We start from the raw sequence: 13,012 nt of genomic DNA on the forward strand, positions 1-13,012 counted from the left end.
GTGCCCTGCGCCGTGCGCACGACGTACCCGGCGCCTTCGCGGGCGATGCCGAGCGCTGCCGAGCGTTCGTACACGCGTGCGCCGCCGCGCGAGGCGGCCGCCGCGACGCCGAGCACGTACTTCAGCGGATGGAAGTGGAAGGCGTTCGGCTCGAACAGGCCGCCGTAGTAGCGCTGCGTCTTCAGCCGCTTGCGCAGCGCGTCCGTGGAAACGGGTTCCCAGTCGACGCCGAGTTCGTTCTTCATCAGCGTGCGCACGCTGTCGAGCCGGGACGGATCGTCGAACCAGTTTGCGAGCATCACGCCCTGGTCGACGATGTCGCAGTCGATGCCGTAGCGCGCGATCCGTGAGCGGATCAGGTCGACTGCATCGACGGTGAGCCGGTACAGCCGGCGCCCTTCGTCGCGGCCGAGCGTGCGCAGCAGGTCGGCGTTGTCGAGACTGTAGCCGCCGAAGACGAAGCCGCCGTTACGGCCCGATGCGCCGAAGCCGACCCGTTCGCTGTCGAGCACGACGACGTCATGCACGCCGCGCTCGACGAGGCCGAGCGCCGTGCACAGGCCGGCGAGGCCGCCGCCGACGATGCAGACCTGCGTGTCGATCGTGCCGGTCAGTTGCGGGTAGGGCTGGCGGGTAACGGTGGCTTCGTAGAAGTTCTGCATGCGGTTTCGTTGACTCGTAACGGCGGAAAAACAGGCGGCGCGCGTCGATCTTGCCTGAACGTGCGCGCCGCGTCGAATGGGGGGCTGGGCGCCGGCCGCCGTACTCGCGTGGCGGCCGGTGCAATGCGGGCCGACCCGCGCGATCAGGCGCCCGGCGTCGGGTTGGCCGGGCGGGCGACGTAGCCCGCATAGCCGGTTTCAGCCTGCGGGGCGGGTTCGGGCGTCGCGTTGCGTTCGATCCACGGCGCGATCTCCATGTCTTCGTAGCGCACGAGACGGCATTTGCGCACGAGCGCGTAGCCGAGCCAGATCGCGAGGAAGAACGGCAGGCCGATGTAGGTCGCGGCGACGCCGACCCAGTCGATCTTGTCGGAGAAGAACGCCTGGTAATCCTGGCCGAGCGCGACGACCGCGCACAGCGCGAACGCGAACAGCGGGCCGAACGGGAACCACTTCGACCGGTACGGCAACTGGTCGAGCCGGTAGCCCTGCTTCAGGAAGCCCTTGCGGAACCGGTAGTGGCTGACCGCGATGCCGAGCCACGTGATGAAGCCGGCCATGCCCGACGTGTTCAGCAGCCACAGGTACACGGTCTTGTCGCCGTACAGCGACGTGAGGAAACACAGCGCGCCGACGGCCGTCGTCGCATACAGCGCGTTGCGCGGCACGCCGCCGCGCGACAGCTTCGCGAAGATCCTCGGCGCACGGCCTTCGACCGCGAGGTTGTAGAGCATCCGCGTGGACGCGTACATGCCCGAGTTGCCGGCCGACAGCACGGCCGTCAGGATCACCGCGTTCATCACGCCGGCCGCGAAGGCGAGGCCCGCGTGGCGGAACACGAGCGTGAACGGGCTCACGCCGATGTCGGTCACGTCGCTCTTCAGCAGGCTCGGGTCGGTATAGGGAATCAGCACGCCGATCACGAAGATCGCGAACACGTAGAACAGCAGGATGCGCCAGAAGATCTGGCTCACCGCGCGCGGGATCGTCGTGCGCGGGTTTTCCGATTCGCCGGCCGCGACGCCGATCATTTCGGTGCCCTGGAACGAGAAGCCGGCGATCATCGCGACGCCGAGCATCGTCGCCCAGCCGCCGGCGAACGGCGCGTCGCCGATCGTGAAGTTGCCCCAGCCCGCGCTCGGGCCGCCCTGCATGATCCCGAAGATCATCAGCAGGCCGACGCCGACGAACGCGAGCACCGTCAGCACCTTGATCAGCGCGAACCAGTATTCGGCTTCGCCGAAGCCGCGCACCGACAGCGCGTTGAGCGCGAAGATCAGCGTGAGGAACAGCGCGCTCCACCAGACGCCCGGCACATGCGGGAACCAGTAGTTCATCACGAGCTGGCCGGCGACGAGCTCCACAGCCAATGTCACGGCCCAGCTGTACCAGTAGTTCCAGCCGAGCGCGAAGCCGAAGCCTTCGTCGACGAACTTCGCGCCGTAGGTCGCGAACGAGCCCGACACCGGCATGAACGCGGCCATTTCACCGAGGCTCGTCATCAGGAAATAGACCATCAGGCCGATCACCATGTACGCGAGCATCGCGCCGCCGGGGCCGGCCTGCGAGATCGACGCGCCGGACGCGACGAACAGGCCCGTGCCGATCGAGCCGCCGATCGCGATCATCCGCAGATGGCGTGCCTGCAGTGCACGGTGGAGGGTCGGCTTCGCGGGCGGCGAGCCGGACGGGCGGGGTGAGTCGGGGCGGGCATCTGAATGCATGGCGGGCGCTGGGCGCTGTCTCCGGGATTGTTTTTCGGTGACGAAGCGCGACGCGTTGCCGGCCGCGGGCCGGGCAGCGGTGATGCGGTGCTGAAACGGGCCGGATGAACCGGGCCGCGATGCGTGTCGCCTTCGTCTGTCGTCCGGCAGCCGTCATGGCGGCCGGCGGCGCGCCGGGTGCGTTGCACCTCGACGTCGCAACGATTGTGTGTGCCCGGTGCACGGGCGGCAAACGATATTTCAGAACAGGGTGATGCGGCTTTGTCATCAACTTGCGCCACGTCGCCGCGTGCCGGACAGCCCGGTCATGGGCCTTGGACAAGTCCCATATCGGCAGAAAAACGCATCGTTTCGTCCCGCATGGGTGTTGCGTTTTCGGAATGAAGTCGTGAGTTAATATCAATAGCGGCCCGACTTGTGGCCACCGACAATGTGTTTCATGGATCGTGCCCTGCGAGGCGGGAGCGCGCCGTCCGGCGGGCTTCCGGCGGCGGCGCGGCGCGATGCGCCGAACGGCGCACCGGGCCTGCCGCGCGGCGCATCCGCTTGCACAGGGCGCGCGAACGCGCTCCAATCGAATCACGCGGGCGGCGCTGCCGCCGCACCGATCAATCTGTCCCTGAAGAGGAAGTGATGCAATTCAACGACATTCTTGCCGCGCTCGATATCGATCTCGCCCAGTGGAAAGGCAATGCGCTGACCGCGCGTTCGCCGCTCGACGGCGCGACGCTCGCGACGCTGGCCGTCGACACGCCCGCCGACGCCGAGCGCAAGATCGACGCCGCGCACGACGCATTCCTCAAGTGGCGCACGGTGCCGGCGCCGGTGCGCGGCGAACTCGTGCGCGTGTTCGGCAACGTGCTGCGTGAGCACAAGGCCGAGCTCGGCGCCCTCGTCACGCTCGAAGCCGGCAAGATCACGTCGGAAGGCCTCGGCGAAGTGCAGGAAATGATCGACATCTGCGATTTCGCGGTCGGTCTGTCGCGCCAGCTTTACGGCCTCACGATCGCCTCCGAGCGCCCGGGCCACCGGATGATGGAAACGTGGCACCCGATCGGCGTGTGCGGCGTGATCTCGGCGTTCAACTTCCCGGTCGCCGTGTGGGCATGGAATGCGGCGCTCGCATTCGTGTGCGGTGATTCGGTCGTGTGGAAGCCGTCCGAGAAGACGCCGCTCACCGCGATCGCGTGCCACGTGTTGCTGCAGAAGGCGATCCGCGAATTCGAGAAGACCCACCCGGGCGTCGCGCCGGCGGAGCTGAGCCAGCTGGTGCTCGGCATGCGCGATGTCGGCGAGGTGCTGACGGCGTCGAAGAAGGTGCCGGTCGTCAGCGCGACGGGCAGCGTGCGGATGGGCCAGGAAGTCGCGAAGGTGCTGAGCCAGCGTCTCGCGCGCGGCATCCTCGAGCTCGGCGGCAACAACGGGATGATCGTCGCGCCGAGCGCCGATCTCGACCTCGTGGTGCGCGCGGTCACGTTCGCGGCGGTCGGCACGGCCGGCCAGCGCTGCACGACGCTGCGTCGCCTGATCGTGCATCGCAGCCTGGTCGAACAGCTGCTGCCGCGCATCGAGAAGGCCTACACGTCGGTGAAGGTCGGCAACCCGCTTGAAGAAGGCACGCTGGTCGGCCCGCTGGTCGATCGCGCATCGTTCGACGCGATGCAGAAGGCGCTGGGCGATGCACGCGAGCAGGGCGGCGAGGTGAAGGGCGGCGAGCGCGTCGACGTCGGTCACGCGGATGCGTACTACGTGCGTCCGGCCCTCGTGCGGATGCCGAAGCAATCGGCGGTGGTCGAGCGCGAAACGTTCGCACCGATCCTGTACGTGATGGTCTACGACAACTTCGACGACGCGATCGAACTGCACAACGCGGTGCCGCAAGGCCTGTCGTCGGCGATCTTCACGAATGACATGCGCGAGGCCGAGCAGTTCATGTCGGCAGCGGGCAGCGACTGCGGGATCGTCAACGTGAACATCGGCACGAGCGGCGCGGAAATCGGCGGCGCGTTCGGCGGCGAGAAGGAAACGGGCGGCGGCCGCGAGTCGGGTTCGGATGCGTGGAAGGCTTACATGCGCCGCGCGACGAACACGATCAACTACAGCCGTCAGCTGCCGCTGGCGCAGGGCGTGAAGTTCGACGTTTGATGCGGAGCGCCCGGGAGGGCGCCTTGATGGTGAATGAACAGGGCCGGTTGCCGCGGAAGCGGTAACCGGCCCTGTTCGTTTGCGGAGGCGTGCCATCGCGCCAATCGCGACATCGCAATGATTGCCGTCCGAGTGTCGTCGACCGTACGCCGTCGGCGCAATCATCTGTAGAATCGCGCCCGGGATGTCGCGGAGCTTTCCGAGGGCCAAGCCGATACAGGCAGCGGCGTCCGAAACACGACTCGTCAGCGCGCTGCAGGGCCGAACCTGTCCACATGAGCGATTCGGCCACATGGCCGGGCGAATCGTCGAGCGCACGCGCTGGCCGCGATATGCCCGGCCAGGCCGTATTTGCCGCGCCGGTGCAGTGTGACGGCAGTCAGCCCCGCCGTGGTCGTCCCGAGAACAATTAACAAGAACGCAGAGAGCATGGCAGATCAGAAACTTCCTCCCGGCGCGGAATATGAACAGGCGACGCCGTGGCTAACGGACGTTCACCCGGATGACGTACGTGCGTCCGGAGAGAGCTTCAACACGTGGCTGATGACGGTTACGCATGGATACGTGAACGTTGAGCGTCTGGCGACAGTCGCAAGCGCGATCCCGATCTTGAATAACCTGATGGCGCTGGTGGACGTGCTCACCGACATCGTCTCGATCATCCGCAAGCGTGGCGGTGATTTGCTCGACTATCTCGGACTGGCGATCAACCTGATCGGCGTGATTCCGTTCCCGCCGGTGCTGGCGCCGTTGCGGCTTACGGCGCGGCCGATGCTCGCATTGATTCGCAACGAATTGATGATCCACAAGCGCGACATTGCCGCCGCGGTCGTGTCGATTGTCGTGACGCATGTGCAGGCATCGTGCGCAACCGAAATCGAGAACTTCTTGACGACGCTGCAGGGCGTGGTCAATGAACTGATCGACCGCTGTGCGAAGAAGGCGCACGAGATCCTCACGAGTCTCGCCGACGGCCTCGACGCATTGCTGGCAGGCAAGCTGTTCGATCCGTCCGAAAACAGGAAAAAGGCGGCCGAGTATCGGCAATTGCTGAAGAAGAGCGGGTGGTTCAGCAAAGATCAGATTGCCGGCGCGTGGGGGTATCTGTCGGAGTCGACGTCGGCACTCGGCAAGGAAAAGGCGAATTCGGCCGGCAGCAAGTTGAGCGGGCTGATTCCGCCGGAGTTCACTGCCCCGATCCACGAAATCGCGACGTCGCTGCGGACGCTCGCACCCGTGGTATCGAGCAAGATCAACGAACTCAAGGGTAGCGACGAGGGCAAGCTGATGTGGCTGCTCGTGAGGCTTGCGGAGGCGGTGCGGCTCAAGGGGCTTGCCGCACGCGGCGGGTCGATCAAGTCGTCGGGATCGACCCGCGTTCACGAGGAACGCCCGCAAGTGCCGCTGGCTGCGCGAAGGAAAGAGGCCAAGGCCAAAGGAGCCGGGGTCGATCATTGCGAAGAGTGCGGATGCGGTGCATCCGGGGCGTCGATCAGTTTTGCATTCGGCGACGAGACCTTTACGCATACCGATTTCGAATTGCCGGGCGCGCTGCCGATCGTGTGGGCGCGGACCTATCGTTCACGCCTGGCCGGCTACGATCGCGGTGAACAGGGCGCCCGCTGGCTGACGCCGTACCTGACGCGGATCGAAATCCATGGCGGGAAGTGGGTGTACTGCGATTCCACTGGACGCAACATCGACTATCCGGCGCTGGCATCCGGGTCTGTACACGATGACCAGGTGGAAGGCGTCACGCTGTCGCGGCTGGACGAGACCTGGGTCACGCTGTCGTACGGCCACGAAACGCTGTACGTCTACGAGAAGCGCGGCGATACGTTCCGGCTCGCGTTGCAGAAGGATCGCGCGGGCAACACGGTCGCGCTCGACTACGATACGGATCATCGTCTTGCCCGGCTGGTCAGCTCGGCTGGCCATACGCTGGCGTTTCGACACGATGCGCGCGGCCGTATTGCCGCGATCGAGCAGATCGTCGATGAGCAGACGCGCGTCACGCTCGCAAGGTATCGCTACGACGACGAGGGCGACCTAGTTCATGCGATGGACCGCTACGGCAACGCTTGGCAATATGCATATCGCCGTCACCTGATCACCCGCTATACGGATCGTACCGGCCGCGGGATGAATCTCGAGTGGGAAGGCAGCGAAGACGAGGACAACACGAACGCGCGATGCGTACGCGAATACGCAGACGACGGCAGCCATGATATCCGCCTGATGTGGCATCCGAATATCCGTCTGACTTACGTCACGGACGCGCTCGGCAACGTCACGCGCTACTACTACAACATCCGCGGTTACATGTACCGGATTGCGCACCCGGACGGAACAGAAGAGTGGATGCGGCGCGACCGGGACAACAATCTGGTGATGCATGTCCATCGCGACGGCGGCATCGAGGAGATGGAGTACGACGCACGCGGGAACATGACCCGGCACTACCGTGTCGACGGAGCGGTCGTCGAGATGAGTTACGACGGACAGGACCAGCCGGTATCGATGACGGATCCGGAGGGGCACGTCTGGAAGCGTGGCTATGACGACGCGGGCAATCTGGTCAGCCAGGTCAATCCGCTCGGAAACGAGACGAAGTATGCGTACGACGCGCGGGGGCTGCTTGTCGGAATGACCGACGAAAAGGGCGGGACGAATTCGCTGTTCTACGATGCAACCGGACAGCTGAGCCAGCATGTCGACTGCTCGGGAAAAGCGACGAAATGGACCTATGACGATCATGGGCGTTTGACGAGCAAGACTGATCCGGCAGGCGGCGTGACGACCTATCGCTACGGTGAGAATGGCGAGCTTAGCGAGATGGCATCGGCGGCGGGGATCGATCGTTTCGTGCGGGATGCAGAAGGTCGCGTGCAGTCGCATACCGATTCGCTTGGACGTGTCACGCGGCTCTCGTACGACCCGGCCGGCCGCGTGGCGAGCCGCGTCGATGCGCTCGGTCATGCGCTCTCGTATCGCTACGACCGGCTCGGCCGTCTGACGACCCTGACCGATGCGAACCATGCGACGTCCCAGTTCCACTACGACCCGACCGGCCGGTTGCTGGAGGAGGTCGGGTTCGACGGCAAGCGGACGACGTATCGATACTCGGAAGGAATGCTCGAGCCGAGCAGCGTCGAGGTGGCTGGGCAGGTCACGACGCTGGAGTTCGACCGTGCGGGCCGCGTGACGCGGCGCGCTTCGGACGCGGGTGAAGAGCGTTTCGCCTATGACGCGAGCGGGCGAATGATCGAGGCCGGCAACGACCATAGCCGGATCCAATCGTTCTTCGACCCGGTCGGCAATCTCGTGCGCGAGCATCACGCTTACCAACTGTTCGGCGAATCGCGCAGTTACGTCTGGCATCACGAATACGATGCCATTGGCACCCGGATCAAGACGGTGCGCCCCGATGGCCATACGCTGGACTGGCTGACTTATGGTTCGGGGCATGTCCACGGACTGATGCTGGACGGGGAAGAACGCATCCAGTTCGAGCGGGACGATCTTCATCGCGAAACCGGGCGGACGTTGTCCAACCGGATTGGGCAGCAGACCGCCTATGACCCTGCCGGGCGAATCACGCAACAAACGGTGCAGCGGCTGCAGGCGCCGGCGCCGATGGCGGCGCGGCGCTATCGCTACGATGCAGCGGGCAGGCTCGAGCATATCGAGGACAGCCGAAAGGGGTTGATCGACTATCGCTACGATCCGGTCGGTCGCTTGATCGCGGCGGCAGGGCCACAGGGTCCGGAGCGCTTCGCGTTCGATCCGGCAAGCAACATCATGGATGCGAGCGGGGCCGGGCATGCCCGTTTGCCGGAGCCGACGAAGCAGAGCCCGGTGATGCCGGATCGTCCGGACAGCTCGTTGCCGCCACAGGTGCCGAAGGTGCTGGGGAACATACTCGACGGGTATGCCGGAACGCGCTTCGAATACGATGCGCGCGGCAACCTGATCGGGAAGCGCTCGCCGGTAGGGCGGCAGCATTATGAGTGGGACGCGTTCAACCGGTTGACGCGGGTGCGTGTCGAGGAATCGACGCGCCAGATCGACGCGCATTACTTTTACGATCCGTTCGGACGCCGGATCGCGAAGGATGTGAACGGTGCGCGGACCGTGTTCGGATGGGACGGCGACCGGCTGGCGTATGAAAGCACGGACACTGGTACGACCCAGTACGTGTACGAGCCGGAGAGCGTGGTTCCGCTGGCGCAGTACGTCACGATGGAGCCCCTTGCCGGAATGGCGACGCCGCAATGGCGCGAGACGGACCGATATACACCTGAAACGGATCCGCTTCAACGGCGGCCCGAGGGGCTGACGGACGTGCGTCTGCTTTACTACCATTGCGACCAGGTCGGCACGCCATTGTTGATGAGCGACGAGGCGGGCGAGGTGGTGTGGGAGGCTACGTATCGCGCATGGGGCGAAGCGCGCGCTGTGATCGCGCGCGCTTCGCAGGCGGCGGGGGCCGTGGCGCGAAGCACGATCCGGTTCCAGGGTCAGCAGTACGACGAGGAAACCGGGCTGCATTACAACCGTTACCGGTACTACGATCCGGGTGCGGGCCGCTTCATCTCGCAGGATCCGATCGGGCTCGCCGGCGGGATCAATTTCTATCAATACGCGCCGAATCCGGTCGAATTTGTCGATCCGCTCGGGCTGAGGAAATATGTGGTGATTGGCGAGGGGCAGGCATCGGTCGAGGCTTATGCTGTCGCGATGCGGGTCAAGCATCCGTGCGACGAATTCAGGACGATCACGAAGGAATGGAAGACGGTTACGAAGGGCATCAAGGATCCGCTCGCGAGTAAGGGCTGGGAGCAGCAGGCCGTTGCCCGGAACGCCGCTTGGATCAGAGAGATGGCGGCGCAGGGGTATGAGTTCATCGATATCGGGACTGATAGCGCCGCCAATCGCAGCCCGTTCTATGCCGCCGAGAAAAAGGCATTGGGCCGGGTCGGTGCCAAAATCTACCGATCCAGCCGATGTGCAACAGAGGCCGCGCGCTCCGCTTCGAGAGAGAGCGGCAGGCCACCAGCCAAGGGACGATATGGACGACGTTAAGGGAAAGATCCGCTTCGTGATTCCGGTCAAGCCGAAGAACATGCAACGGATGAGCGAATTTTATAGTGACGGTTTGGGTTTCAAGGTAACAGAGGATGGGGAGGTGCTGCTTGGGGGAGAGGATGGCGGGGTGGGGACGCTTCTGTATGAAAACGGCAAGGGTCCAATCAACAGAAACGCAATCATCCAAATCGAGATCGCAAAGAATTTCGGCGCATTCTGTCGTCGTCTGAAAGACGCCGGCGCGAAGTTCGAAGAGATCGGGCGGCTGCCGGCCGGGTATTTCGCGCACTTTCGCGATCCGAGCGACAATCTGATCACGATCCATAGCGACGAAGACGACGAGGAAAGCGACAAGATCATTTATGGCTGGGCGGAAACGGTCACGATCGATTGATCGGATCGGGGGAAGCAATACCCGATCGCGATCGATTACGTGCGCGGTGCTGGCGGCGAGACTGTCCGGAGACGGTGTCACGAATCAATGGATCTGCCGCATACAACTCGTCCAGCCTGAATATGCCGGATGCGTAGCCGGCATCACGTCTCCGCCGCCGGCATGTTCTGCACGACCAGCATCTGCGGGCTCGACAGCGTGATCCCCGCCGCGCGCAACTGCTTCAGGATCTCGAACAGCAGGTCACTCTTCGTCGAACCGGCGATTCGCGGGCTCGACACGTAACCCGTCACGCTCAGTGTGATGCCGTCCGGCGTGAGCTGGCTGAACGTGACCGACGGCGCCGGCTTCTCGAGAATCGCCTCATGCGAGCGATACGCTTCAAGCAGCAGGTCGCGCACCTGCTCGGGGTCGGTGTTCAGCGGGAACGTCAGCACGAGCGTCGCGACGCCCTGCGTGCTGTTGCCCATCGTCACGTTGCGCAGGTTCTGCGAGATCAGTTGCGAGTTCGGCACGATCACGGTCGAGCGGTCGCTGAGCTGGATCTCGGTCGCGCGCACGTTGATGCGACGAATGTCGCCTTCGACGCCCGCAATGCTGATCATGTCGCCCACCTTCACCGGGCGCTCGGTCAACAGGATCAGCCCCGACACGAAGTTCTTCACGATCTCCTGCAGGCCGAAACCGATACCCACCGACAGCGCACTGACGATCCACGCGAGGTTGTTCCACCTGACGCCGAGCAGCCCCAGCGTCATCAGCACGAGCAGCACGTAGCCGACGTTGGTGAACAGCGTGATCAGCGATACGCGCATCCCCGTATCCATGCCGAGTGCGGGCATGAACTCGCTGTCGAGCCAGCGGCGCAGCGAGCGCAGCAGGTAGAAGCCGATCGCGAACCCGATCACGGCGTTCATGATCCGGTCGGGCATGATGTTCAGGCTCTGCAGCCGCTGGCTGCCGATCATCGCGACTGCACTGTCCATCAGGTCGCCCGGCGTCGTGCCGAAGCCGCCCGTCAGCAGCGCGATGGCCGCGATCAGCATCAGCAGGCTCGTGCCGAAACCGGACAGGACCGTGCGGGCCTGATCGAGGTGGCGATCCTCGAGTGCGAACAGGTGCTTGATCTGCTGGCCCGTCGTCAGGCTTGACGAGAACAGGCTTTCGCTCGCGTCACGCGTCAACTGGATCAGGATATAGGTGGCGCCCAGCACGATCTCGAACCACACGAGCTCGTAGGTGATGAAGCGCGCGACCGTGATGTAGCCGATCAGGAGCGCGATCAGGGCCGCAACGATGGCCAGCGTGACGGCCGCATGGATCAGCCCGGCGAGCGTCGAGCGCTGCTCGGGCGCTTCGCCGGCGGCCGCAAGCGCGCTGCGCGCGCGGTTCGAGCGCAGCAGCGACGCACCGACCGTCACCGCGACGACGAGCGACACGATCCCGCGACCGAACAGCGTGACCGACAGGCTGGTGTCGACGATCCGATTGATCGATTCAAGCGTGCCGGACACCAGCAGCAGCGCGGCCAGGACGCCGGGGAACGGCTTCATCGCGAGCGCGACGGGATCGGCGAGCGCGGGCAGGCGCCACGACGGATGCTTCGTGCAGAGCAGCGCACGGCCGAGCCCGGCGATCAGTGCGCAGGTTGCGGCAAGCTTCGCGAACTGGTCCCACAGGTCGTTCAGCGCCGGCGTGAGGTCGTAATGGCGCGCGACGGCGAGGTACAGGATCTGCACGGCAATGGCGGTTGCCAGCAGCGTCGACAGCGCGGTCGACAACGCCAGCGCGCTGCGGCGCAAACGGGTGGCCGGCAGGCGGTTCACGCAGAGCCATGCGAGCCCGCGTTCGATGAGCCGGCGGCCGCCCATCCATGCCGCAAACGCGGCAACCAGCAGCAGCACGGTGATCGCCTTTTGTCCGGGCACCCACGACGAGCGCAGCATGTCGAGCATTTCTTCGTCGAAGTCCCCAAGCCGCTGGGCGTCGTCCGGCGAAAGATGGAACAGCGGCAGCCAGAACTGCGCGCTGAAAATGCCGCCCGATCGGAACGCAAGCTGGTTCTTCAGCAGGCCGCGATGCAGCTTCGCGAACTGCTCGTTCAGGTTCGTGAGGCTGGTCTTCTGGTCGGCGGCCTGCTTCAGCGCTGCATCGATCTGGGTCTTGCGCGCGTTCAGCGTGGCCCGTTGCTTCGCGACGGCCGGCGTTTCCGGCGCGGCGCCTTCGGCAGGCGGGGGGCCTAGCACGTCGAGTTGCCCCTGGATCTGCGCACGCTGCGGAACGAGATCGCTCTGCAGCTTCTCGACATCGGTGCTCAGCTCCTGCGTCGAGTCGCTGAGCCCGTCCAGCTCCTTGCTGTTGGACGCGGTCGAGGTCTGCTGCTTGATGCGGTCCAGTTCGGCCTGCATCTGCTTGAGCTGCGCGACGGCGTCGGTCAGCGAGATGGCCGGGACGGGCGCGCCGACACCGCTCGCGTTCGGGGCCGAGGCGGCCGCCGGAAACGCGGACGCGGTCGCGATCGCCGCGAACTGCAGCAGCGCGATCAGTGCGATCCGGCGCACGTAGGGGGATAGTCGTTGTATGAACATGGAATGCTTACGATTTGCCGACAATTCAGGTCGCCGAAAGGCGCCCGGAAGCCGGTGGTTGGCCCGGTAGCATGTTACCGGGGTGTGGGGGCGAGCGATGTTCGAATCTGCGGGGGCGGAATCGGGGCGCCGTACAGGGGCGACGGGCCACGATCCGGCGGCTTGTGCCCGGTTTACCGGGCTTGCGTTGGTCGTGCCACGCAGGAAAAGTCGCGGCTCGTGGTGCCCGGTGACGCTGATCGGCCAGATAGATGGTTACCGAATTTACATAACATTCGGGGCAAGCCGTGTCAACAAATAGGGTGCGATGACCCGTTTGGGGTACGGGCTCGAGCGCCGCTACCTTTCATTTTCCGGTCGTCCATTCGTCGATACAATGCCGCGGGTCGCTGGCATGACGTCCAAGAGATG

At 64.8% G+C, this 13,012-nt stretch carries 6 protein-coding genes; 3 read left to right on the top strand and 3 right to left on the bottom strand.

Going from position 1 to position 13,012, the window contains the following annotated elements; all coding sequences use genetic code 11:
- Both G3N99_RS08755 and G3N99_RS08760 read right to left on the bottom strand, forming a co-directional pair.
- Window positions 1–662, bottom strand: a 662-nt coding sequence (locus G3N99_RS08755) for an FAD-dependent oxidoreductase (protein WP_206122169.1), incomplete at its 3' end; no start/stop codon positions are given.
- 143 nt (window positions 663–805) lie between these two features.
- On the bottom strand, window positions 806–2,290 hold the full coding sequence (locus G3N99_RS08760; RefSeq protein WP_241011545.1) for an amino acid permease: 1,485 nt from the start codon (window positions 2,288–2,290) through the stop codon (window positions 806–808).
- Window positions 2,291–3,019: 729 nt separating this feature from the next.
- Between G3N99_RS08760 and G3N99_RS08765 the strand changes: the two genes are divergently transcribed.
- The 3 genes from G3N99_RS08765 to G3N99_RS08775 all read left to right on the top strand — a co-directional run bounded on the left by G3N99_RS08765 (window position 3,020) and on the right by G3N99_RS08775 (window position 10,013).
- A complete protein-coding gene (locus G3N99_RS08765) occupies window positions 3,020–4,531 on the top strand; it encodes an aldehyde dehydrogenase family protein (protein WP_174944099.1) in 1,512 nt (503 codons plus the stop codon).
- Window positions 4,532–4,960: 429 nt separating this feature from the next.
- Window positions 4,961–9,616, top strand: coding sequence for an RHS repeat-associated core domain-containing protein (locus tag G3N99_RS08770; protein WP_206122170.1), 4,656 nt, complete (start codon window positions 4,961–4,963; stop codon window positions 9,614–9,616).
- On the top strand, window positions 9,603–10,013 hold the full coding sequence (locus G3N99_RS08775) for a VOC family protein (protein ID WP_174988160.1): 411 nt from the start codon (window positions 9,603–9,605) through the stop codon (window positions 10,011–10,013). The genes G3N99_RS08770 and G3N99_RS08775 overlap by 14 nt, the downstream gene beginning before the upstream one ends.
- A gap of 143 nt (window positions 10,014–10,156) precedes the next feature.
- On the opposite strand, the gene G3N99_RS08780 is transcribed toward G3N99_RS08775, so the two are convergent.
- On the bottom strand, window positions 10,157–12,601 hold the full coding sequence (locus G3N99_RS08780) for a DUF3772 domain-containing protein (protein ID WP_174988155.1): 2,445 nt from the start codon (window positions 12,599–12,601) through the stop codon (window positions 10,157–10,159).
- Between the last annotated feature and the right edge of the window lie 411 nt (window positions 12,602–13,012).

It is taken from the genome of Burkholderia sp. Ac-20392 (assembly GCF_017104585.1).
In the GTDB taxonomy this organism is placed as follows: Bacteria; Pseudomonadota; Gammaproteobacteria; order Burkholderiales; family Burkholderiaceae; genus Burkholderia; species Burkholderia lata.

What these genes read in the sequence shown, in the direction of transcription:
- G3N99_RS08765 (WP_174944099.1), top strand. Translation starts at nt 3,020, where the DNA reads ATGCAATTCAACGACATTCTTGCCGCGCTCGATATCGATCTCGCCCAG.
- G3N99_RS08770 (WP_206122170.1), top strand. Translation starts at nt 4,961, where the DNA reads ATGGCAGATCAGAAACTTCCTCCCGGCGCGGAATATGAACAGGCGACG.
- G3N99_RS08760 (WP_241011545.1), bottom strand. Translation starts at nt 2,290, where the DNA reads ATGATCGCGATCGGCGGCTCGATCGGCACGGGCCTGTTCGTCGCGTCC.
- G3N99_RS08775 (WP_174988160.1), top strand. Translation starts at nt 9,603, where the DNA reads ATGGACGACGTTAAGGGAAAGATCCGCTTCGTGATTCCGGTCAAGCCG.
- G3N99_RS08780 (WP_174988155.1), bottom strand. Translation starts at nt 12,601, where the DNA reads ATGTTCATACAACGACTATCCCCCTACGTGCGCCGGATCGCACTGATC.